The organism is Pedobacter sp. PACM 27299 (genome assembly GCF_001412655.1).
Classification (GTDB): domain Bacteria; phylum Bacteroidota; class Bacteroidia; order Sphingobacteriales; family Sphingobacteriaceae; genus Pedobacter.
This window is the reverse complement of record NZ_CP012996.1, coordinates 2,530,128-2,554,744: the sequence shown is the minus strand read 5'-3', so window position 1 is coordinate 2,554,744 and position 24,617 is coordinate 2,530,128. Positions and strand designations below refer to the sequence as shown.

Sequence of the window (24,617 nt, the reverse complement as noted above, 5' to 3'; positions counted from 1 at the left end):
AATAGCCGGGCATTTTTCGTTTTAATCAAGTTATGCAGGAACTTTTCTTGGTTTCTCCCGTTCCCAAAAACGATGCTGTGAGATGGCCAAAATAAATTGTTTGGCGAGTAATGCAGGATCTGCTTCGAGAACAAGTCCTTCCTGAATTACAGTTTGGTCTTTCGCATCCTTGGGTAGTTTTCCTGATAAATAGGTCAGCTCTAATAATTTTACAGCTTGCTGATCCACTGCAATCGCTTTGCAATGTTTGAAAGCTTCATTCAAAAAATGAATGGCATTGGCTTCTACTTTAAGAGTCTCAGTGCTGTCTTTTCCACCAGGCACATAAATGGCATCATAAAGTACGGATGCCGCAGTTAAAAAGCTTTGATCAACAGGAAATTCAGTCCCATCCGAAGCTTTGACTGTACCCAGTTTTGGCGCAATAATTTCCACCACTCCACCTGCAGCAAGCAATGCTTTTTTAACCGTGTCCAAAGACTTGGAATCTACCCCATCAGCGACTAGGAAAGCTACCTTTCTAGTTTTTATCGTATCCTTAACTGTATTGGCCATGCTCAATGCCGCAGACTTTTCCAGGGTACTTTTAACAGATATTGGCTCAAAATCAGCTTGCTTGCCATCAGCCGGAACGCTATGATTGATGGGTTGCTGAGGGCCTTTAGGTGCTTCCAGTCCTAGGGCCAAAGCCACATCTGCTGCAAGTTTCTGATCAATTTTAGTCAAAACACCCACCATTCTTTCCCGAATCGCTACTGTTTTTACTTTTCCAAGTTCAAAACTTAAAGCATCAGTGATATGGTTCTTTTCCGGATCAGACTGGCTATTAAAAAATAAGGTTGCCTGACTAAAATGGTCAAAGAAGCTTTTACTCCTTGCTCTGACTTTTTTAGCATCTATACGTTCCTGATAGGAGGTAAAACCTCCATCGGCGGCTTTAGCCTGCTGCGGATCATTGTTCCCCAAAGTATTCGGTCCGTAACTCGTCTTTCCTTTGTTAATGGTTTGACGCATAAATCCATCGCGCTGATTGTTATGTACAGGAACGATAGGCCTGTTAATTGGGATCTCGTGGAAATTAGGTCCGCCAAGTCTGATCAATTGGGTGTCTGTATAAGAAAATAGCCTGCCCTGCATTAATGGATCATTGGTGAAATCAATTCCAGGAACAATATGACCTACGTGGAAAGCTACCTGTTCCGTTTCCGCAAAGAAGTTATCCGGATTTCTATTTAAGGTCATTTTCCCGATACGCTGTACCGGAACCAATTCCTCAGGGATAAGTTTAGTTGGATCTAAGAGGTCAAATTCAAATTTAAACTCGTCTGCTTCCGGAACAATTTGTACGCCCAGTTCCCATTCCGGAAAAGCACCACTTTCAATAGCTTCCCATAAATCTCTTCGATGAAAGTCTGAGTCTTTGCCGGAGATATTTTGCGCCTCATCCCATGCCACGGAATGGACACCTAATAATGGTTTCCAGTGAAACTTAACAAAACATCCCTCTCCTTTTTCATTAATGAATCTGAAAGTATGCACGCCAAATCCTTCCATCATTCTTAAGCTTCTTGGAATGGCGCGGTCACTCATCGCCCACATGATCATGTGTGCGGATTCAGGCATCAAAGAGATAAAGTCCCAGAAAGTGTCATGTGCCGAGGCTGCCTGTGGCATTTCATTGTCTGGCTCGGGTTTTACTGCATGAATTAGATCCGGAAATTTCATCGCATCCTGAATAAAGAAAACAGGCATGTTATTTCCTACCAAATCAAAATTACCTTGCTGCGTATAAAATTTAACCGCAAATCCCCTTACGTCTCTCGCCAAGTCTGTAGACCCTCTGGATCCGGCAACAGTGGAGAATCGTACAAAAACAGGTGTCTCGGTTGTCGTATCGTTTAAAAAATGTGCTTTGGTGAAAGCAGATTGAGACTCATACAGTTTAAACACTCCATGTGCTCCAGAGCCTCTTGCATGTACAATACGCTCAGGGATGCGCTCATGATCAAAATGAGTGATTTTCTCCCTTAAGATAAAATCTTCTAATAAGGTCGCTCCACGCTCCCCTGCTTTCAATGAATTCTGATCGTCATTAATTCGGACGCCATGATCCGTTGTCATGAACTCCCCGGAAGCATCCGCCGTATGCGGTTGTAAATCCTTTGTCTTTTCGTTTTCAGGTTGATTTCCCGGTTTCACCTGAGATTTTTGCTTTGCCATAGGTTTTTAATTGAATGAAGATGTGTTTTATTAAGCTTTACCATAGAACTGACGACGCCAAAAATTGTTTCAGCAGGAATCTAAAAAGGAAAGCCTTGAAAATCATTAATTTTCAAGGCTTTCCTTTTTCTTAAATACAAGGGGTTTATCAGCTGATTATTTTCTGAGCATCTGCTCGGTTTTATTAAGAATTACTCCCATCGCTTCTTCCATATTAATATCCATTCTATCCGCCAAAACAATTAGCCACCACACGGCATCTGTTAGAAAATCCAATGCATCTTTTTCTACAGTTCATTGGGTATCATGATGTGTTAATTCCAATTCATGGTATTTTTACGGATCTCTAAAGACCGCGCTATAATTGCACTTAAATCTGTTGTTTTCATGATAGTTTTTTATTCTAATGTTTTTGAATATCCCAGTAAATGATTTATAATGCGATTTGATAAATCCTTGAAACCTCATCCCAAGGATGGTATCCCTGTCCGATATAATTGAAACCATATCTTTCATAATAGCCAATATGATCTGTACAAAGATTTAGCCATTCAAATCCGGCTTCCTTGCTATCCTTTTTCGCTTTTTCAAGCAACAAGGCACCATAATCATTTCCTCTATGTTCAACTTCAATAAATAGCGCACAAAACCAAGGGTACAAATCCATTCTACTAATAAAATCATTCGTAATTAATCCGGCACAGCCGACGATCACTCCCTTCTTTTCTAATAGATACCACTGAGGTAATGCCTGTTTTGCAGTGATGCTGTGACTGATACAGTCTTCATAGATGATTGGATTGATTTCTTGCCATGACTGCTGTAAATATAGGATGGCTTTATCTTTATACGTTGGATTTTCTCTTATTGAAATAATTCTCATTTCACCTTTCATCTCGCTTATTTTTTAGGAACACCCGCAGGCTATAGCTGTTTCTTAGAAGTAATCAGGACTACCCCATCTTTACCACGTTCGCCATAAGCATCAGTGGCTGAAGTACCCTTCAGAACATGTATGGATTCAATCGTCTCCGATTTAATCTGGTTGATGTCATAATGAATTTCCTGACCATCCAGGTAAACTAGAACACTTGGTTTAATTGCGGTGTTTTTTACTGGAGTAACCACTACCGCTTCAGAAATGGGTGTAGGTAACGAGGCGGTCTCAGTTACGACCGGAGCCTGTTCCTTAGGCTTCATTTTGACTTCCTTTGACTCAACTTTTATTACAGCACTCCCCTTCTTTTGCAGCTTTACCTGAACAATATCGGGCAAAACTTTTTTCACGGCATGATGTGTTGACAGTCCTGGAACTATTCTCTTTGAACTTGGCACCTTTGGAACTATAACTCCAGAAACGTTCAAGTCTGGAGCTTGTTCCCCTGGAGCAATTACAAATATAGGTTTTGCAAAGGCCCAGAGAAAAACCGCAAGTAGCGGAAGTAATACCAGGACAATCTGTTTTCTTGCCGCAGCAGATGCCGCCTTTGTCATCATTTTAACACGCTTCAATTTATCATAATGGGCAAAAGAACTCGACAAAGCGAATACTGGTGTCCCCAAACTATGGTTCAGCAGTGCAGCACGGTATAATCCTACAGGATTCCCCTGTTCTAATACCGCAGTATCTGCAAGAAATTCGTGATTCTGCTTGATGCAATAGGTGTATACCCATATCAATGGATTGAACCATTGAAAAACGCAAAGTAATTGAGATAGCAGCAGATCCAGCCAATGGAATTGTTTTACATGTGCCAGCTCATGTTCAAAAATCAGTTTCTTTTCTATTTCTGAGGTTTCAGCAGAACCATTCACAAGGATATAATTAAAAACTGAAAATGACGACTTCAAATCGTTTGTTTTGACTAACCTATAACCTTTCATTTCTGTAAATCCATATTTACGAATCAGGCTTTTCAGCTTGTTTAGACCTATAAAATAACGAAGTCCTAAAAACACAATTCCTAAAGCATAAACGACGATTAAAAACATGTGTGTCAAAGGCAATCCAGCAGTAGCTTCGACCATATCATTTTGGCTTGAAGCGGGTAAAATAGTCGCAGCAGGAACTGCATTTACCTCAAAAGTATAAGTATACAATGGCAGCAAAACTGCCGTTACCAAACCCGTCAGCAAGAAATATCGGTTAAAACGGTAAAAAGTCTCGTTTTTTAGAAAACACCAATACACACCTAGAAATGCGCTGATGCATATCGTAGATTTTAAAAGATATATCGCCAACTGTTCCATCGTCAATTATTTTCTTCTTCTTTTTTCAATTGATCTTTTGTATCTCTGATGAGCAAATCGAGCTCTTCAATGGTATAATTGTTTTCCTTCGCAAAGAAAGAAGTCATCGCTGCAAATGAGTTGTTGAAGTAATTCATGAGTAAACCAGACAATTGAGATTTTGAATAGGTTTCTTTAGCCACTAAAGGCGCATATACATTCGTTCTACCTAAACTATTATGGGAAACAAAGCCCTTATTCTCTAAGATAGTCAACACCGTAGATACAGTGGTCCTTGCAGGTTTTGGATCTTCCAATTGGTCACGGATTTCCTGCACTGTACCTTCATTGAGGGTCCACAATACCTGCATGATCTGTTCTTCTGCCCTCGTCAATTGCACTCCTTTTTCCATTTAATAAACTTACGACTATTTTTATAGACCAGCAAATCATTATTTTATCTTGAACCGAACCTTTAGCAGTACTTGTGCAGGTCTTAGGTTATAAGTCGTGTAATAGGTACTCAGCTCGTTATAGAGCGCAGATGCGTATTCCTTTACATTAAATACGTTGTTATACTCCAGATTAAATTCCACACGCTTATAAGTATATTTTGTGGCCAGGTCAGCAAACTTCATCGACTTGCTGGCTCCGGAAATCGAGTTGTTATAAAAATGCTCCATAGCCAGGTTAACGGTCCAGCTTTTTAAGGGGAAAAAACTCAGTTGTCCCCTTTGAATAATCCTGCTGATGGGCTTGAAATGATCATCACCTTGAACTATTTTATTGACACTTTTCGAATATTGATAAGCATAAGATAGGCTCGCCCATTTTTGTATTTTACTGACAATAGCTGGCTTGATACTATATTGATCATTTTGAAAATCGAAAACCAGTCCTTGGCTAATTTGTGAAGCATTAGAATGGTTATATTCCATTTCAAGCCTGATGGTTGAAGCAATGGCGTCTATCCCTTTACTAAAAATCCCAGACCATACATACCCATCGTTTATATTAGGAAGTTCATACGTTCTTTTTAAGCTTCTGATCCCTTCATAATCGTAGCCATACATCAAATTCGCGGTGTTTCTGAAATAGCTGGCGCTCAGATTAAGGAACACCTCATGGATGGGTTGCCGATAAGCCAGATCTAACTGATAAACCTGACTTTTTCTTTCTGGCAATGCGCTTTCATTCCTCAGCAAATTCCGATAAGACTGCAGTACATAACCTGTAAATCCATTTGCCAGATCTCCCAATTCATTGCCAAAGTTGGCCCGAAATGACACATTCCAAAGCAGGCTCAATTCATACCTCAATAAAAAAGAAGGGTTAAAGAATACCTTTTTTGTAGCAGTACTCGATCTGTTTAGCCTGTCATTGCGATCTAAATAATTATAGACCAATGGCAGCTGAAGTGTGGCGCGCAGTTTGTTTTTTGAATAAGTGTAATCAGGACTTACAAATAACTCATAAGTATTCCAGCTCAAATCATTGCGCAAAGAATCTACCATTTTACTTAAGCTTCCTCCTTCACTGAGGCCCTGTAGCGCAGACCTGAATTGCTGTAAATTCGCATTAAAACCAATTGAATAATTCTGTTTGAAGGCTTTCGCATTTAAGCTATAAGTTACCTTGTTTAGGCTACGGAAACTTTCCTGATCGAGCGACTGCTTCATGAAACCATAAGCAGCACTATTTTCAAACAAATCAGGGTACAATAAAGGTTTAATCTTCAATACCTGCGGATTACTTTCATATCCCTGGTAGGCATAAAACCGCCAGGTTGCATGGGCATAATTCTTCAGCGTATTGAAGGTATTGGCCAAACGAAATGAAGGCTTGTTTAACTTTTGAAACAGCTGTTCATCATTGAACACCTTCCCTTCCGCCTGATTCCATTTCCCTGTAAATTTCAGTGTATTGTCCAGGTAATACTTGTCTTTATTTGCATTCAGCTGCAGTGTTCCTTCCAGGTAGTTGATCTGCTCAGTTGCTGCCAATGTTTCTTCTACCGTAAGCAGGCTATCTGCCGGCAAATAATATACCGAACGGGAAGCACTTTCACGATCCTGCCGATCATTAAGGTAACTCAAATTAGCGGTCACCTGCAAGTCGTTTTTTGTTGCCCATAACTGATTCACAGTCGCCATATTAGCCCTGTTGAACAAATAGCGTTTCTGACTGATTTCTGGCTGTCCCGGCGACTGCAGGTTTAAAGAACTCCCCTCCTTTGTTGTTTTATCGCTGGCATAGTACGACTGGAGTTCTTTTGATACCTCATTCCCTGTATTGTTCCCTTTATAAGTGTCCATGTGCTGCTTATTCTTATCAAAATACATCGCTGACAGCTCATTATGATACAGCATCGGCGCAGCACCTGTTCCCAGCTGTGCATTTGCCGTGAGTACACCTTTTGCGCTATCTTTCAGCTTCAAATTAATCGCAGCCTCCTCTTTAAACTCCTTATCCTTGAGTACCTTAATGGGTTGATGATTTTCCAGCACCTGTACCATAACCACATCCTTAGCGGCTACGTTATTTGTTGCGATTCCATAACGCCCCTGCAGCAAGTCCTTACCCTCAATGTAAAATTTGCTGATCGGTTTGTTATTGTACAAAATGGAGCCATCTTCTTTGACCAGGATCCCTGGCATTTTTCTCAGAGCATCGCCTATGGTACGGTCATTTTGATCAATGAAGGTATCGGTAAGGTAATTTAAAGTATCATTCAACTGACGGATTCTAGGTGGAGTCACTTTGATCTCCTTCAGCTTGATGGCTTCAGTAGTCACACTAAAATTTCTGACCTGGCTCGTATTGCTCAGCAGCATAGATTGCCTTTGGATGTTCAATCCCGAAACGACAATCAGCAAACTATCTGCTTTACTGCTGAAATTCAAATGATATTTCCCATTGAGATCTGTCGACGTAAACGCAAATACCCCAAGGGCATTTTTCTCTTTTACCGTTATACTGATTCCATTCAAAGCCTTCCCGTCATTTTCATTGCTGATTTGGCCCTTAATAACCGTCTGTCCTTTCAGTCCAATAACAACCCAGGATAGAAATATCAGCATCAATACCCTGATCATTCGATTTCAATTGGCGTATAATCTACTTGTCCAGGGATTTCAGCAATGATCATATCCCCCGCATTGAAATTCACCTGCATACCGGCCCCTTGCTTCAATTTCTGTTTTTCAAATTCTGCTCTGGTACATTTCAAACTGCTCTTCTCCTCCAGCTGAATCAACTGCGGTGTTGACAGCTGTTTCAATCCAACCAGTTGAAAAGAAAACAAAGCTTCAGTATCCTCAATTTTAACAATCAATCCCGGTAAGCCGCTAAACTTCCATGGACCATCATTTACTGGTACCTCTGTGGTAAACCAGGCGATGTAATCTCTCCCTCTAAAGTTAAGACTGGCCTTTTGACATGGGTAAGATGCAATCGTGGCCGTATCCGGCAAGACCTTCCAGCTCATTTTATCTAATGAATCCAGGTATAAAAACCGTTGGCCCATGCCCACATAATCCAGGACTTTCAACTGATTGGATTTTTTACTTTTAAAGACCTGCACACTTTCCCCCTCAGCTGAATTAGAACTGACCGTCCCCACCATACCTGATAAATCTTTACTGTTCTCGCCTTTGAAAATGCTGATACTTTTTATAATTGAAGCGTCGGTATTTTTCATTTTTGCAGCGATCAGGGAATCGCGTCCCAGCCTTGCAGGATCGTAAAACCGGGAAAGCTCGGATCCAATATCCAGTACCATCGTATCTACACGATAAGGTTTAAGGTCGGTCGGCTTCTTCTTGCTAAAGGCGTAATAACACCTTAAAGAGGCCTGATCAATGATGTTTTTACCTGGTTTTTCCTGTGCAGCACTGCAAATACTCAGTGTGCAAATACAGAAGATGGCTAATAATTGCTTCATATTCAATATGGTTTAGGAAGGCTAAACTACGTCTATGTTTTTAGACAAACAAGTGTTTAGAGAATTTTTGTCTAAAAACATAGACAAAAGAATCATTAGGCTATCCAAATCAGATCCTTAAAATAAACTAAGTTTGGAGTTCAACTGATTTTCTAAATTGAACAGGTGATACCACTATTTTATTCTTAAAGAGTTTGCTAAAAGACAGAGGGTATTCGAAGTCTAATTTGCAAGCAATTTTAGCTACTGGTGAGACACCTTTACCCTATTTGAAGTTTGAGGTCACATCTATTAAATATGGTTATTTTTGGCGGGGGACGAAGATTAGTTATTTATTTTTCAAATGACCTCCATTCACCTAATTTCAACCTGTATTTACCCTTTAAATCACTATATTGGAACATGAAAATTATGCTCATTCCCAGTATTTTACTTTTAAGCAGCTTACTCAGCATTCCAGCGAAAAGTCAGTACAAAACCCAGGATTCTTTGTTGCGTCAAATGACGGATTCTATCGCAAAAAACCACTATAAAGGCTTGCGAAGTGTAGTCATTTCAAAAGGTAACCAATTGGTATATGAGCACTATTCTAATGGCTCCAGCCGCGATACGCTAAACGATTCCCGTTCTTCTTTTAAATCAATCACCAGTTTACTGGTTGGAATCGCTATCGACAAAGGCTTTATTAGAGATGTAAACCAAAAAGTCTATGAGTTTTTTCCGGAATACCCCTTTCTAAAAACAGATTCGAATAAAAAAATAATGACCTTAAAAAACCTGCTGGAAATGAAATCTGGTGTAGATTGTGAAGAATTTAACGGCACAAAAGATTGCGAAGAAGGAATGGAACTGAGCACAAACTGGGTAAAGTATGCTTTAGAGCTGCCTATGAAAAATAAACCTGGAACAGAATGGTCTTATACCTCTATGGATCCTGTGATTCTAAGCGGTGTCATCAGCAAAGCAACCGGAATGTCTGTGGAGGATTTTGCCGATAAATATTTATTTAAACCCCTTGGAATTTCCAAGTACAGATGGACGCTGGATCCGAGTGGGAATGCCATGACTGGCGGCTCTTTTTACATCCGCTCTGTCGATATGATCAAGTTAGGACAATTGGTCAAGGATAAAGGACTTTATAACCGTAAACAAGTGATATCGAAGCAATGGATTGCGGAGTCTACCCTTTGTGATATTGCCATCCCTGATTTCTCCAATATGAAATCCAGCAGAAGTAAAGTGGGCATCCCCCAGCCTACTTTTTATGGCTATTACTGGTACAGGGAAAGGATAAAAACGAATGCACTGCAAGCGGATCTGCTATTTGCCTCAGGCAACGGCGGGCAATTCATTTTCATCATTGAGGAATTAAACCTGACTGTCGTTTTTACGCAAACTAATTATGGTTCTTATAAAGGAAAACAAGCCTTTGAAATGATGGCCAAATATATCTTGCCCACCTATAAACACTGATGTTTCCTGAATCCGGGAAAACATCAGTGTGATTCAATTCCTCCCTTAGTTCCCTAATCAACTAGGAGCTTAAGGGAGAAATGAGGCGCATTATGGATTCGCATTTTTCTTCAGCCATTCCAATCTTCGCTGATCAGGCAATTGCTTTACGCTAAAGTTTTCAAACTTTGCCTGGAATCCAGCTCCATCCGGACTGGCAGCCATAAATCCAACCATTACCGGCACATTATCCTGCAGATGAGCATTGCGCATCATGATATAGGTTTTATCATCAAAAGAATAAAAAACTTCTACTGCATCCAGTCTTCTTACTGCCTTTATCCATACAAATTCAGGAACTTTATCCAAAGTGGTGACACTCCAATCACTTGTTTTATGCGTAACGACGGTACTTAAATTGTATTTACCATCTACAAATTCAATCCCTGCTTTGATGTAATTTTCATGGTCTATACGCAGCATTAAGCCCATTTGGTCAAAACGTGCTTTATAGTTTCCGGTGATCTTTACTTTAGTTTCAAACTCTCCCCCATAGGTGCTGTAATAAAATGGCGCATCATCAACGGTAAATCCATAATGTGAAATCCTCCAGTAATCACTTTGAGGAGTCACAGACATCGTTAAAGCATTGTTTTTAATTTCCCACTTTTGAGGCTCATTAAACCACTGCATTTTTTCCAGGCTCTGTGCAAATCCTGTCTGTGCCATAGCTAATCCAATGAGACCTAAAATAATCTTCTTCATTTTTTGTTTTGAGTTAATAACCATAAATTACATTTACCTTCCAAAGGTAAAACACCATAAACACCAGTCCAATACTGAATAATAACCATATTGAAATGAATATTATCACTACGCTAAATGAGAAACTATTGACCCAGACCTTTGGCGCAGAGCTGGATCAGCCGACCCGTCTGAGCCAATATCAGTTTATGGCCCTGATGTATTCCAGGATAGAAAACGCTATAGCGGTATTGAGTGATATGAATGCCAATAAAAGTTATATCTATAAAGGCAAGGCGGCGGCGGCACTTGGCCTATATGAAAATGAAAGTTCAGAAGAGATCAACTCGATATGGGAAGAAGCTATTTTTAATAAGATCCATCCAGATGACCTCTTTGAGAAACACCTGCTGGAGCTGCAGTTTTTCAATATCATAAAAAACCTCCCTCTTGAAGAAAGATCTGACTATCAAGTCAAAAGCAAAATCCGCATGCAGGGCAAAAATGGAAGCTATGTATTTGTGGAACACCGCATGTTTTATGTATCCAGTGCGGTAAATGGCAGCTTGTGGTTAGCGCTTTGCCTATATCATCTTTCTACTGATCCATCTACCGCATCAGTCCCATACAGTCTAATTCTCAATTCTACGACCGGCCTCAGTATAAAACCTGATCAGCAGACCGCCAGTCAACTCCTATCCAGTCGTGAAAGGGAGATCTTAATGTTGATCCGCAAAGGTAAAATGAGCAAAGAAATAGCGGATTTATTATCAATAAGTATCAATACGGTCAATAGACACCGTCAGAATATATTAGAAAAACTAAGGGTGAGCAACTCTCTGGAAGCCTGTAGAATTGCAGAAAGAATGAACCTGATATAAGGAAAATAAATCCCTATATTCAACACGTTTATTACGCTCAACTATATTCCATGAATTACCTCTCTTCCCTAGTAGCTTTACTATTGGTATTGACAATAACGGCCTCAAATACCGTAGCTCAAGTTTTACCCAGCAGCAACTGGACCGATATTGAAAACTCCATCAAGAATAGCAAAAACCTACAGGAAACCTTGGCAAAAGTCACTAAAGGAAAATCTGAGGCCAGGTTAAATGGAAATGACATTGCATTTGCAAGATATGCCTACTATCAGATGCTCATTAAAGACTTAAAAACAGAAGACAGTCTTTATTTTAAAAACAGTGCATTCATCGACAGCCTCTTAACAAATCCCGGCAGTTCTACTCTCCTTAAAAATGTAATGCACATCTTACAAGTTAGACGCTTAAAATTGAGTCAATTTAAAAACCTTAAGTTCAAGACTTCTCGCTTCCCGCCAGTCAGCCAGCCCTATAACTACAGAACACTGACTCAGCAGGAAAGAGACAGCCTGATCAGATCTCATTTCAATGCAGTTTTAAAATCAGGCAGAACACATCTGAAAACTACGGAAGACCTCAACTGGCTGTCCTCTACAGGAGATCAACTGCTATTCAAACCTGATTTGGCGGACATTGCACATTCCGAAAGAATTGCCTACGAGTTTGGTAAGAACAGCGTACTCCCTTTCACAGCAGATCAGGTTAAAGACCTAATTACGACCAGCTCAGCCGAATTCGGAAGTCAAATTATGGTACTCCATACCATGGATAAATCCGGTTCAAAAGTATTAGAATCTTACCTGAGCTGGATGGATCAGCACATCCCTAACCCGGAGCAATTACAATATATTCAGTTGCTTTTAAAATACCTGATGTATACACAGCATCAGGAGAATGAAATGGTCGATAAAGCCTGGAAGAAATATCTTCAGGAGAGTTTAAATGCTAAATATCAAAAGTTAAATGCTGCAGCAACCTATCATTTGTTTTTGATACATTTTAGAAATGGAAGTAGATATGGCGTTCAATTTGAAGATAAATACAAAGGACAGCTTGCGCTTGCCGTCAATCTTTACGAGCAAAATAAACTCCTTTTAAATCAATTCCCCAGCTATAAGAATAGTCTGGAAACCATGCTGAGAAAGATCAATGCACAGGAATTAAGGTTTCAGACTGAGGATAGACAAATCCCTGAGGAACCCATTCTAATTACTGCAAAATACAGAAACGCACAAAAACTATTTTATAGGATCGTAAAAGTCGGCGTCAAAGAACAGCTGCCAACTGAAAAAATAAATCGGTTAAATGTGCTGCTCCGAAAGCCGGCTTTCCTGGATTCGAGCTTTAGCCTCCCCGCTTTACCAGAGGATTATGATAAACATAGTGCCTATTTAAAACTGGAAGCTTTACCGGCAGGATCCTATTCCATCTTATTTTCCGTAGAAAAGATCAGGGAAAATCAGACAAAAACCACTATAGGAGACCTGAATTTCCAGGTTTCCAGTCTGGCCGCAGTAAATACCGGCGATCGTTTTATGGTGCTCAATCGAAAGACCGGCGCAGCAATTAAAGGCGTTAAGGCAAGCGGCAGCTATTACCTGAAAGAGAAAAACAAGAAAGCTATCCCGAAGCAGATCATCAAACAAGACTTCATTTCAGATGCGCAGGGATTTGTATTCAGTGGAAAAAAAAGTGCCGATAAGATCTTATTAGTTTTAGGCAGAGATACCCTCCTTCACCATTTTACGGCTGATGCAGATCCATTGCCAAAAGGAATTTACAATCAGGAGGATTATGAAGACCTGGAAGACTTTTATGACGAAGAGGCAAAATTCCATATTTATACAGACAGAAGTATTTACAGACCTGGCCAGCAGGTATTCTATAAGGCCATTTTATCCACCAGAGACCCAGCTACCGGAACACCTGTGGTTTTCAGCGATGCAACCAATCCAGCTTTCAAAAAATGGCTGGCGCTTTATCATCCCCATTTAATCTTAAAAAACCCAACTTATAAAACAATCGATACCATCAGGATAAGTCCAGATGCTTATGGTAGTTTCTCCGGCTCCTTTCTCCTTGCTAAAGATGCATTACCCGGAAGATGGGAGATCAGCGGCAAAAACGTGGATGCTGAAAGCGGGAATTTCAAAGTAGAGGAATATAAACGTCCTACCCTCGAAATGACCATGGAAAAACCGAAGCAAGGAACTATGCCGGGAGAACCATTCGAATTGAAAATCAAGGTAAAATCACTCAGTGGAGCAGATTTGAAAAATGTAATGATTACTTATCAGCTGGAGAAAGATGATTATAAATATGGTTATTCCAACCGTAAAAAACCTAGATTACTAGACAGTATCGGTTATACTGATGCAAAGGGTGAACTGGTGATCCGGGTAAAAGATGTCATTAATCCGGAAGCCTTAAAATCCCCGGACAAAGAGCAGCTGTATAGTTATCAGCTGAACGCGGTAGCGACGGAATCTACCGGCGAAAGTATCCAGCTTCAGGATCAATACTCCCTTTCTTCATGGCCGGTAAAAATAGATATCCCTTTAGAAAACTACTACGATAGAAAGGCGCTTCCAACGCTCTCTATTCTTGCCAAATCTACCGTCAGCAGTTATCAACCAGATCGGATCAGTTTAAGCATTTACAAGCTGGAACAAGTTCCGGATACCGTAAACAATAAGAAAGTTGACCAATGGTTATACTCCAAAGAAAACCTGAAAAATTGGTTCCCTAACCTGAACTTCTACGAACAGACAAAACAGGAAAAACAATTGGTATCCACACAGGAGATCGATATAGATAGCACAGCAAAGTATGTTTTTCATAAAAGCCTGTTCCCAACTGGCAGCTATGAAATCATAGCCAGTACGCAGAAATCCGGCCAGCTCAGCGGGCAATCATCCAGGACATTTAACATTTTCGACAGTCAGGAAAGAACAGTTCCCGGCCGCCTCGAAGACTTCAAATATCTCCCTGCAAATGCCGTAAATGCTGGAGATACGCTAACTTCCTATACTGCGGCTCTAGATGACGCTTATGTAACATATTCCCTGAAATATTATGCAAAAACAAATAAAGGATTGTCCATAAAAACCCTTTACTATAGCCAGTATCAAAACAAAGGATTACAAATCTACCCGATCAAAATCCCTAAAGATGCGGTAGAAAACCTCCTTTTTACGAGTGCCTATGTATTGAACAACCAGTTGTATAAAAATGAGCAATCCATCTATTTACAACCCAGTTTAAAAGAACAGCCAGAGCTCATTATTGAAAAATATAGAAAAGTCATGACCCCGGGCGCCAGGGAAACATTCAGCGTTTCTATTAAAACCGCAAAGGAAAATATTGCGGCACAACTCATGACCGTCTTATATGATGCTTCACTGGACAAACTGGAGTCCCACAATTGGGGCAGCCCTTTTAACAGTTATTTCAATGGTTATTTTAACAGATCCTGGAGCTACAATGTGACGAACATGCAGTGGAACAATTTAGACCTTTTCCAGCTCAGAAATGACGACTTTATCATCGATGACTATTACCGGATCGACCATCTTTTACAGGGCAGAGTACCAGGCCTGAGTATTAGCGGCGGCCTTCAGGAAAGTAATCAACTTGATGAAGTTATGGTGGCAGGATATGGTATGCGGAGCAAGCAAATGACTAGTTCTATACAAATTCGTGGATTAAGCCGTCCAATAGATAAGAATCAACACCTCATGATTGTAGATGGCGTTGAATACACTGGATCCATGGATAAATTTGACCCGGCAACCATTCAGATGATGGTCTTAAAAGGCGCCGAAGCGACTGCTCTTTATGGCTCCCGTGCCGCTGGAGGCCTGATCATCATCAGTACTAATGGGAAAATTATCTTACCAAATGCCACAGAAGAACCAAAGGCCATCATTCGTAAGGATTTTAATGAAACTGCCTTCTTTTTCCCAGCTATATATGCTGATCAAAACGGCCTGTACACCTTCAGCTTCACCATGCCGCAAACTGCTACCGAATGGCACTGGAAAATGCTGGCTCATACCCAAAAAGGCTTATTTGCTTATGCCGAACGAAAGCTCAATACCAGATTAAATTTAATGGTACAGCCTAATATGCCCAGGTTATTATACCAGGGTGATGAGTTGGTTTTGAAAAGCAGGGTCAGTAATTTAGATAGTATCGCCATGAATGTGAAGCTGAGCTGCAAAATTGAAGATGCGGTAACAGGTGAAGATCTGACCTTGCTACTGTTAAAAGGACAATCGTCTAAAATAATCCTTCTGCCAGCAAAACAAACAGACAGTGAGGGTTTCAGTTTTAAAATACCAGAAGGTCAATTGAACCCTTTAAAAATTGTAACCACTGCCACGGGCCCCGGAATCGCTGATGCCGAAGAGCATACCCTGCCCATTCTCCCAAAAAAGATATTTGTGCGCCAGCAATTACCAACGGTCTTTTCTACCAAAGACAGCATCATAAAAGCGCCTGTTTTTCCTGCTGATGCCGAATTATATGGCTTGGGTATCTACATTGATCCTAAACCGCAAGCAGCAGTCGTCAATGCCCTGCCCTATCTGGTAAATTACCCGTACGACTGCGCTGAACAGACTTTCAACAAGTTATTTGCTTATGTAACCGCAGGAAAGCTAATGAGATCTGATGCTGCAATTGCAGCATCTTTCCTTAAAGCAGATCAGGCATTAGCAGCAGACAGCAGTATCACCTCTCTGCTTCCTGACGAACTGACCGAAGCCAGTATGCCTTGGCTGAACCTGGCAAACCATACTTCAAAACAGCAAAAACAGCTTTACCAGACGTTAGACACGCTAGCCAGCAAACCAAAGATGTTCGACCTTTTAGAGAAATTACACAAAATGCAGAACGAAGATGGCGGAGTACCCTGGTTTGAGGGTGGCCTTAGTAACCACTGGATTTCCAATTACCTGATCCGCGGATTTGCGAAGCTGGAGCAAGCAGGTTGGATCGCTCCAAAACCACAGGAGCAAGAAGCCTTTCTAAAGAAAATGATCGCCTATGCTGACCTCCAGTTCCTAAAAAACACTGCGGATTCCCGCCTGTATGCTGCTGATGCCAGGTCATATTGGAAAGATCAATATAAAATTGATTCATTGGTCTACAAAAAAATTCAGGAATCAATCCGCAGTCAGCTGGAAAACATAGACAAAGCTTCTCTATACACTCAGGCATTATGGATTACGGTCGCCTCAAAATATGTCACTAAAGAAGATCCGCTTTCTGCCAAAATTGAGTCCCAGCGAAAATACCTCCTGGAACGTGCCATCAGCGATGAAAAGCATGGACTGCGCTGGAAAGAATTTTCAAATGGAGGGGATTTAAACCATTCCAAAGAAGAAACCATCGCCATGCTTTATGAAGCTTTTGCCGGGAATAAGTCGGTCAGCAATGGCCTGGTTAAATGGATGCTGACTGCCAGACAGGACTATAACTGGACAAGCACCATTGGTACTGCTGCGGCAATTGATATGATTCAGGCCTCTCCGGAATTGAACATCAGCGCAGCTGCCGATGTGGTGAGGGCTAAAGTTGAAAATCAAAACATCAGTATTTCCAACGACATGATGAGCGGAAAAAGCAAGCAATTCATCAGCTTATCGAAAAATGCACCAGCAATCCAGATCTCCGCAAACCACCCTGCTGTAGGTGGTATAACCTGGTATTATTTTAGCGCTTCTCCAAATACGGATGCCCCAAACCCAGCGTTGAAACTGGTTAAAAGTCTATATACCTTTAATGCTAAATTGGATAAATGGCTGGAACTCGCCCCTGCTCCTGAAGTAAAAGTTGGAGATAAAATCAAGGTACTGCTAACTGTAGAAACAGAAAAGCCCCTGCGTTTTCTGCAAATTGACGACAAGCGTGCCGGTGCTTTTGAACCATTGAACAACAAGAGCGGCCAGCAATATGAAGCTGGCATCCCTTATTATAAAGCCATCAGAGACAGCGGACAGCAATTATTCATTGACTTTTTACCCTCAGGCCGATCAGAATTCAGTTATGAAGTCATCGTTAGCCAGGAAGGAACTTTTAGAAACGGCGCCGCAGTGCTGCAGTGCTTGTATAACCCCGGAATTACCGCACACAGCAACTCCATCATGGTCTTATCAAAACCTGCTCATTAATTGTCTGTATCCTTTTTACAAGCACTCTTAAAAGGGCATTTCCTCACAGGAATGCCCTAATTTTTTCAAACTCAATATGATCTCATTGATTTGGATATTGCCACCTTCCACACGTAAAATATTGTCGCAATCTTCTAAATCAAAGTTAATTCTGAAAGCTGGAAATTCGCATAAAAGGCCATTTACGATACTGCTCGCCTTATCCGGGCATTGCACATTTGTTTTAAAAACAGTTACCATTATATAAATTATTGATCAGTTATTATTTCTTTTTCTTGCCGAAAGGATTGAAAGATAATCCCACATTAAAGTAAAGTGAGGGTTCAGGACTTGCCTTAAAAATGTAATCGCGCTGCGCCTCACTTTTTTCAAATATCTTGGCATCAACCACATTTTTCATCCCTGTCCTGAATGTGGCTACAAATGAATTCCCAAGGTAATGTTCATAGGTGAGTCCGGAGTTGATTTCCATCTGATTCAAACTGTAAGTTTTACCCGTATTGTCCAGGCCATACAGGTAGAAAAATGTATTTTCCAACTCAGTGCCAACAGAGACCCGGCCGTTCTCCAGCACATTTTTCCGCAGTAGCAGGCCCTTTGGCAAAATCACATCTGCAATCCAGCCACCATTGAACTGATGTTTATAACTAAAGGAAGGTACAACAGGAACCAGTGCTCCAGGATCGACAAACCCGATCAACCCCAATGTCATTTGTGTTGCTCTGGTCGCTTTCAGTACCAAAGTAGCCGTTAGCACCCCCCTCAGCCTCTCAAAATGCCGTTCGGAGCCATCCACCACAGCACTAGCTGTATAAATGGCTGTTTTGCCAAAAAGTTTGGAGTAGCGACTGAGGTTGAGTGATTCGGAATGGTAATGAAAATCTTTTCTTTCCTGGGTATTTTCCAACTTTGCAGAAACGTAACGATAACCCAATATCGTTCCCAACGACCATTGTTTACTCGTAATGAAATTGATATTGACACTGGCCTTTAGCTGATACAGGCTTTCTACCTTGCCTTCAGGCTGCGCTGTTCCGAAAAACTTCGAAGTATAGCAGTATGGGCTAACCAGATTATATTCCAGATTGAGCGCCCTGGCCATAGGAAATTTATCGGCAATAAAAGCCTTTGCTTTTTCAGGAATACTGTCTCTTTTCTGAGCAAAGCCGATTACATTTGATAAGATTAAAACACTGAACACTAATGTCGCTTTATTATAAACAGGCATATAATTATTTTATGGCGTGAATTTTAGATTGAAAGAAATCGAAACAGAATATTTTATCATAAAAGGAAGCAACGCTTCTTTTTTCCGGGATATTGGTAGCTTGATGTTCCGCTCTACTCCATTTATCCTCAATAAAAACTATCCATAATTCCTCAATACTTGCCTTGGTTTTAAAGGCTTTTAAGGCCACAGCATTAAAGAGTGAAAAATCAAATGCCCGAGCGTTAAACCTTTGGAATCACAAAAAAGGACGCCCTTTCTGATCCCCTCGTCCTCGATGACATTAATTTTATGACTGAACGCATCCTCGATATCGATCGATGGTTTATAGCTGGAAATAAAGCGGCACAGGTCGGCAATCTGAGTTATTTTTTCTTCCTGCTGATCTGCTCCTAACCAAGGGCAGGCTACAATCTGTTCGGCTAAATTCTGGAACTTCTCCACACTCATAGATTTGAATAATGAGTCGCAAAGCAACAAAATACTTGGATTGCTATTGTTTTATTATACCAAACCGGTTGTTTATTATACCAAACCCAGCGCCCGGTAAAATTTGATATAATAAACAACCGGTTTGGTATAATTATCCTCGTGGCAGCCAGATATACTTTACTTTTGTCCTTTGTGATTTACATAAAATCCTTAGCCAATGAATTGCCAGACACCAGAGCTCAAGAACAAACAGATCATCAATTTCCTCTCTGAAGACCGCTATCGGTTTTTACGTCATGCAGGTTTTTTGATCGGACTTTTTATGCTGTTCTATTATTCTGATTTTTCAAATGAGTTCTCAGGAATTTACAGATATCAACGTTTGATATGTATATACACGGTTTTCATCGTGATGTTCTATGTCAATATGTACGTGCTGGTTCCAATATTTTTCTTTAAAGCCCGATATGTTACCTACCTGCTACTGCTGATCGCCCTGGTCCTTACGGGCCTCTTTTGCACAGGATATATCCTGGAAATCATAGAGTCACATCGAAACCTGCAGCTCCAAAAAAATTACCACAGAACCAAAAGTTATTATGAAGGTGCGATGATCACCATCCCCATCATCCTGCTCACCACCACGGTGAAGCTCCTGCAAAGGTGGATCAATGACAACGATAGGATTTCCGCACTCAATGAGCTGACCCTCCAGATGGAACTGAACGAACTGAAGAACCAAATTAATCCACATTTTTTGTTTAACATGCTGAATAATGTCAAAGCACTCATCAGGACAAACCCTGAAAAGGCTTCGATAGTCATCCTCAAACTCTCCGAATTTCTAAGGTATCAACTCTACGAAAATAATGAGAAAAATACTGCTTTGACTTCTGAGATCAGTTTCATTTCCAATTTCTTAAACCTGGAAAAGATCAGAAGAGACAATTTCAGTTTCCAGATCAATACCCAGGCTGCCGAGCTAGCTTCCAGAAGTGTGTTTATTCCACCCAATCTGTTTACCACATTTGTCGAAAATGCGGTAAAACATAGCGTCGACATCAGTGGAAAGGAGGCCTATATTCATATTGAAATCAATATTCAGCAGAACAGCTTATATTTCAGCTGTACTAATTCTAAAAACAATGATGAAGTAATTGCAGATCAAAAATACAGTGGATTAGGGCTGAGTAATATTAAAAGACGGCTGGAACTGCTTTATCAGCAGCAATATCACCTTGCTCAAACGTCTGATGAGCATGAATATTCAGTAAATTTAACCATTCCAGTATGAACTGTATAATCGTAGATGATGAGCCATTAGCCAGGGAGGAATTGCAGATCATGGTCAGGGAATTATCTGAATTGGAAGTCAGCGGTGTTTTTTCAAATGCCCTGTCTGCTTTAGATTTTTTGAAAACCAATACTGTTGACCTGATCTTTCTCGATATTGAAATGCCCAAATTAAATGGGCTGGACTTTGCCGCTCAGATATCGGGTCAAACGCTCCTCATATTCACCACTGCTTATGCACAATATGCTTTAAAAAGTTATGAACTGGATGCTTTAGATTACCTGTTAAAGCCCATTGAGCCGAGGAGGCTCGAAAAAGCAATTCTCAAAAGCCTGACTTATAAAAAGTTGCTTACAGAGAGTGCAAAGAACACCTTTGAAGGAAGTAATGAAGATTTTCTGATGATCAAATCAGAACGGAGATACCACAAAATAAACTTTAAAAACATCAGATTTATTGAAGGACTTAAAGATTATGTAGTCATTTACACGCAAAAGGAAAAGTTAATCACGGCCATGAACCTAAAAAATATACACCAAAAAGTTCCTGCCAGTACTTTCCTGAGAGTGAGTAAATCTTATGTAGTGAACGTAAGCTTTATCGATTCCTTTGACAACCATACGATTTATATCGATGAATTCGAAATACCGATCGGAGAAGTCTATAAGCACGACTTTTTCGACAAGTATGGAGGTGGACTCCTCCTATAATGAAATGCATGATTACCGTGATCAATTATGACATGAGCCAGACTAGCTTTTGTCTTACCTTTGCGCTGTCATGAAAAATGAGATTTCCTCTACAAATCACAAAAACAGTTTTCTATTTTTTATCTACCTCGCAGGACTAAGCATTATAGGATTTTTAGCCACAGACATGTACTTACCTGCATTTGATAAAATGCGCATAGATTTAGGCAGCAGCAAAAGCAGCATCAGTGGCACATTGAGTTTATTCCTGGCAGGATACGGTATCGCGCAATTATTATGGGGCCCTATCTCTGATCAAGTTGGTAAGCGAAAAACAGTCCTTATGGGACTCGGTATATTCACCATTTCCTCTTTAGGCATTTATTTTACAGCAAGTATATCGGTTTTACTCCTGCTCAGATTAGTCCAGGCGATTGGTGTTTGTGCCGCCGCCGTAAGCTGGCAGGCTTTAGTGATTGAAAGGTATCCTAAAGAAGAAACGAACAAAATATTTGCTTCAATTATGCCACTGGTGGCATTATCGCCTGCATTAGCACCACTAATTGGCGCCTTCCTGCTCAATTACTTTGGCTGGAGATCAATATTTATCGCGCTCGCATTCATCTCCCTGCTGCTCATCTTATATACGTTGACAATAAAAGAGGAGAAAAAAACGGCTGATAGCAACAGTAAAACAGCCAGTGCTGCAGCTGATCAAACTTATTGGTCTCTTTTGAAATCTAAAAAATACTTAGGGAATGTACTGCTTTACGCCCTTTGCTCCGCCGCTTTTTTTGCCTGGCTAACGGGTTCTCCCTTCTTTTTAAAGGAACTTGGCTACAATGAAAGTGAAATCGGCTTTAGCTTTTTCCCTCAAACCATTGCCTTTTTGATTGGTGGGTATGGCTATCGAAGCCTCTCCAGCAAAATAGAGGGAAAAAAGTTACTTCCTTATTTACTGATCCTATACTCAGCCTCTTGCCTATTCCTTTATTTAATTACCATTTCAATTACACCAACTTTAACCATTTTGTTAATCCCGTTTTGCTTAATGGCATTAACGAATGGCGCCTGCTATCCAATCGTGGTTGCAGAAGCTTTAAAATTGTTCCCAAATAGCGTAGGAAAAGCAGCTGGCCTGCAAAACACCATTCAATTGGGCATTTGCTTTTTAGCCAGTGCAGTAGTCTCCTTGTTTTCAAAAGATGCATTATTAACGACTACCATTGTGATGACCTGTACCATTCCATTGGTTTACATCGGCTATAAGCTGAGCTTAAAAGGTGTTGCCCACAGGTAAGCAGGCTTCAGCAAAACAAAGTCGTAAAACTGTTGTTTACTAAACTATTCAACCCTAAAAAACAACGCTTTATGAAAACATTGTACACTTTTGGAATTTCAATAATGACTCTGGCCCTGTTCAGCTGCAACTCCTCAAAATTGAGCAGCAGCAGTACTGACAAACAGGATTCAATGGCAGCGATCCATTCAGACACTACTGCCAAACACAGGGTTGGCGGAGATCAGGATGAACACGGATGTAAAGCATCTGCCGGCTATAGCTGGTCGGTACTAAAACAAGAATGTATCCGCCCTTTTGAATTAACAACCAAGCTAAAAGACCTGACAAACAGCACACTTGCAGGATTCCTGTTATTTGCGGCAGATCAAAAACAAGCAGAGGTATTTGCCTCCGAATTTAATCCTTCTATCGTACTTACTGCATCGGAAAAAGATAGCTACAGCTCGAAAGATCAGCAATATAAACTGGAAAAAGACGATCAAAAACACTGGGTATTACTGAAAACCACTGCCGGGAAAACCAGTCCTATTTTACAGCAGGAATAATTTCTTAAATAGAAGCTATAGTTTTCCTGAACAGGATACACCATTGATCAGCTGGCAGCAACTTTTGAATTATGAAAAGTTCAATGCTTAAAGCTTTGCCTGCTGATCAATCAGTCTCTTCAGCGACTGCTCAGGTTTAATGTTATCAAAAGTTTTCCAGTAATCGTCCTGATAATCGTCCACTAAATGCTGAAAGCTGTAGTCAGCTGGCATTACTTTTAATGCATTAGTTGCCGATCTGTTAGCACCATTGACCTTAGAAATAAACAACTCCGCGGAAACAGACAGTTCAGCATTGATTTTTTGCTTACGTGCCCTAACCCGATGGCTGGTAGCAATGTGATAATAATAAGGGTACCACTTTTCATTGATTTTATAATACCTCAAAGAAAGCTGTTCTTCTTTCTTCTCAAAATGATAGCCGAGCAAGCTCAAAATTGGCCTTTGTAATAGTGGTATATCTGGCTTCGCATACACCTTCCCCTTTTCACTCAGTCTAAAGTCTACCGAGGCAATAGCAAAACTGCCCTTGATGATCACCATTGTTCCTTGATAAAGGGCTTCATTTACTGCTTTCTTTTGATCAAAATTGATCAGGTATGCCTCTTCTTCCTCTACTATCGTTGAGCCGGCAATTGTATAATCATACTTTTTAATGAAATCCTTTCCCAATATTGCTCCAGGATGCTTCAACAAGTCATTGTTCAGTACCACATAAGGAACGCCTTTCAATGCAGTGCCGAAAGGATTTTTCACCGCATTTACCCCCACTTTTTTTAAGTTTCTTTCTTTCAGAATACTGAGCTGATCCTTTAATTTGCGGTGTCCGTATCCTTGGTTAAAGACCAGTAGTCCTGCCTCTGCAAAAGAAAGATAACTCGAATCCAGCTTCCCGACCTCACGGTAAAACCCATTGGCTTCAAAAGGACTTAGGGGATAGTTATCCGGGATGTGCTGGATGGCATTTCGAACGATTTGCTCCCCATTGAGGATGGAAATACGCACCTCTTCCAACTGATTTATGCTAGGTTTCATTGGAATGACCATTCCCTCCCTCAGCATAAAAAAAGGAATCAGCAGGGTTTTATATCCAATATAAGCAACCTTTAGCGTGTCTTCTTTTCCTGCCGGAATCCGGAGGCTAAAACCACCCTCACCATTGCTCATCGTGGCGCTTTCCCTACCCAACCGTAAACTAACATCCGGAAAACCCTTACCATCTTCGTCCTGAACAATCCCCGTAATTTTCCCTGAGGTCTGGGCAGAAAGCAGCGGACCACTGAATATCAGAAAAAGCAGGAACATCCCAGTTTTAATATAGAAATTGACATGCATGGAGTAGATTTAAGGATACAGTTGCTGTGGATTGAGAGAAACAAATTTACAGAGATTCAGGACTTAGTCTGGAAATTTAACATTCGTTAACGTAGTATGCCTGCTTTCCATTGAATTTTTCTAATAATCATTGTATCTTAGTGAGA

The 24,617-nt window shown here is 40.6% G+C and carries 18 protein-coding genes; 7 read left to right on the top strand and 11 right to left on the bottom strand.

Annotated features, from left to right (window positions below):
- Window positions 1-30: 30 nt before the first annotated feature.
- The 6 genes from AQ505_RS10710 to AQ505_RS10685 all read right to left on the bottom strand — a co-directional run bounded on the left by AQ505_RS10710 (window position 31) and on the right by AQ505_RS10685 (window position 8,392).
- Window positions 31-2,220 (bottom strand): catalase, encoded by a 2,190-nt coding sequence (locus AQ505_RS10710; RefSeq protein WP_062548178.1) that lies wholly within the window; start codon window positions 2,218-2,220, stop codon window positions 31-33.
- A 433-nt stretch (window positions 2,221-2,653) separates the two neighbouring features.
- Entirely contained in the window at window positions 2,654-3,115 is a 462-nt protein-coding gene (locus AQ505_RS10705; protein WP_231635070.1) for a GNAT family N-acetyltransferase, read from the bottom strand.
- A 29-nt stretch (window positions 3,116-3,144) separates the two neighbouring features.
- The gene (locus tag AQ505_RS10700; RefSeq protein WP_062548177.1) at window positions 3,145-4,470 is read right to left on the bottom strand and encodes a M56 family metallopeptidase; all 1,326 of its coding nucleotides are present in this window, start codon (window positions 4,468-4,470) and stop codon (window positions 3,145-3,147) included.
- Window positions 4,471-4,472: 2 nt separating this feature from the next.
- Complete coding sequence (locus AQ505_RS10695) at window positions 4,473-4,862, bottom strand: BlaI/MecI/CopY family transcriptional regulator (RefSeq protein ID WP_197286351.1); 390 nt, start codon at window positions 4,860-4,862, stop codon at window positions 4,473-4,475.
- A gap of 39 nt (window positions 4,863-4,901) precedes the next feature.
- Window positions 4,902-7,544 (bottom strand): hypothetical protein, encoded by a 2,643-nt coding sequence (locus tag AQ505_RS10690; protein ID WP_062548176.1) that lies wholly within the window; start codon window positions 7,542-7,544, stop codon window positions 4,902-4,904.
- Complete coding sequence (locus AQ505_RS10685) at window positions 7,541-8,392, bottom strand: GLPGLI family protein (RefSeq protein WP_062548175.1); 852 nt, start codon at window positions 8,390-8,392, stop codon at window positions 7,541-7,543. Before AQ505_RS10685 ends, AQ505_RS10690 begins: the two co-directional genes overlap by 4 nt.
- Window positions 8,393-8,794: 402 nt before the next feature.
- On the opposite strand from AQ505_RS10685, the gene AQ505_RS10680 reads away from it, so the two are divergent.
- Complete coding sequence (locus tag AQ505_RS10680; RefSeq protein WP_062548174.1) at window positions 8,795-9,865, top strand: serine hydrolase domain-containing protein; 1,071 nt, start codon at window positions 8,795-8,797, stop codon at window positions 9,863-9,865.
- A 90-nt stretch (window positions 9,866-9,955) separates the two neighbouring features.
- On the opposite strand, the gene AQ505_RS10675 is transcribed toward AQ505_RS10680, so the two are convergent.
- Window positions 9,956-10,609, bottom strand: coding sequence for a DUF1349 domain-containing protein (locus AQ505_RS10675; RefSeq protein ID WP_062550962.1), 654 nt, complete (start codon window positions 10,607-10,609; stop codon window positions 9,956-9,958).
- A gap of 95 nt (window positions 10,610-10,704) precedes the next feature.
- Between AQ505_RS10675 and AQ505_RS10670 the strand changes: the two genes are divergently transcribed.
- Both AQ505_RS10670 and AQ505_RS10665 read left to right on the top strand, forming a co-directional pair.
- On the top strand, window positions 10,705-11,469 hold the full coding sequence (locus AQ505_RS10670; RefSeq protein WP_062548173.1) for a response regulator transcription factor: 765 nt from the start codon (window positions 10,705-10,707) through the stop codon (window positions 11,467-11,469).
- A gap of 50 nt (window positions 11,470-11,519) precedes the next feature.
- Window positions 11,520-17,645, top strand: coding sequence for an MG2 domain-containing protein (locus tag AQ505_RS10665; RefSeq protein ID WP_062548172.1), 6,126 nt, complete (start codon window positions 11,520-11,522; stop codon window positions 17,643-17,645).
- 27 nt (window positions 17,646-17,672) lie between these two features.
- Here the strand turns inward: AQ505_RS10665 and AQ505_RS10660 are convergent, their stop codons facing one another.
- The 3 genes from AQ505_RS10660 to AQ505_RS10645 all read right to left on the bottom strand — a co-directional run bounded on the left by AQ505_RS10660 (window position 17,673) and on the right by AQ505_RS10645 (window position 19,323).
- A complete protein-coding gene (locus AQ505_RS10660; RefSeq protein ID WP_062548171.1) occupies window positions 17,673-17,885 on the bottom strand; it encodes a hypothetical protein in 213 nt (70 codons plus the stop codon).
- Between the two features lie 22 nt (window positions 17,886-17,907).
- Window positions 17,908-18,873: a hypothetical protein gene (locus AQ505_RS10655; protein ID WP_197286350.1), complete on the bottom strand. Its 966-nt coding sequence runs from the start codon at window positions 18,871-18,873 to the stop codon at window positions 17,908-17,910.
- A gap of 180 nt (window positions 18,874-19,053) precedes the next feature.
- Window positions 19,054-19,323 carry a hypothetical protein gene (locus tag AQ505_RS10645; RefSeq protein WP_062548169.1) on the bottom strand — a complete coding sequence of 90 codons (270 nt, stop codon included), beginning with the start codon at window positions 19,321-19,323 and terminating at the stop codon, window positions 19,054-19,056.
- 199 nt (window positions 19,324-19,522) lie between these two features.
- On the opposite strand from AQ505_RS10645, the gene AQ505_RS10640 reads away from it, so the two are divergent.
- From AQ505_RS10640 to AQ505_RS10625, 4 genes are all read left to right on the top strand, one after another.
- Window positions 19,523-20,599: a sensor histidine kinase gene (locus AQ505_RS10640; RefSeq protein ID WP_062548168.1), complete on the top strand. Its 1,077-nt coding sequence runs from the start codon at window positions 19,523-19,525 to the stop codon at window positions 20,597-20,599.
- Window positions 20,596-21,309, top strand: a complete 714-nt coding sequence (locus tag AQ505_RS10635; protein ID WP_062548167.1) for a LytR/AlgR family response regulator transcription factor — start codon at window positions 20,596-20,598, stop codon at window positions 21,307-21,309. Before AQ505_RS10640 ends, AQ505_RS10635 begins: the two co-directional genes overlap by 4 nt.
- Window positions 21,310-21,379: 70 nt before the next feature.
- Complete coding sequence (gene punC / locus AQ505_RS10630; RefSeq protein ID WP_062548166.1) at window positions 21,380-22,588, top strand: purine nucleoside transporter PunC; 1,209 nt, start codon at window positions 21,380-21,382, stop codon at window positions 22,586-22,588.
- A 71-nt stretch (window positions 22,589-22,659) separates the two neighbouring features.
- A complete protein-coding gene (locus AQ505_RS10625; protein WP_157262299.1) occupies window positions 22,660-23,136 on the top strand; it encodes a hypothetical protein in 477 nt (158 codons plus the stop codon).
- 87 nt (window positions 23,137-23,223) lie between these two features.
- Here AQ505_RS10625 and AQ505_RS10620 read toward each other — a convergent pair whose 3' ends face one another.
- Window positions 23,224-24,471 carry a carboxypeptidase-like regulatory domain-containing protein gene (locus AQ505_RS10620; RefSeq protein ID WP_157262297.1) on the bottom strand — a complete coding sequence of 416 codons (1,248 nt, stop codon included), beginning with the start codon at window positions 24,469-24,471 and terminating at the stop codon, window positions 23,224-23,226.
- Between the last annotated feature and the right edge of the window lie 146 nt (window positions 24,472-24,617).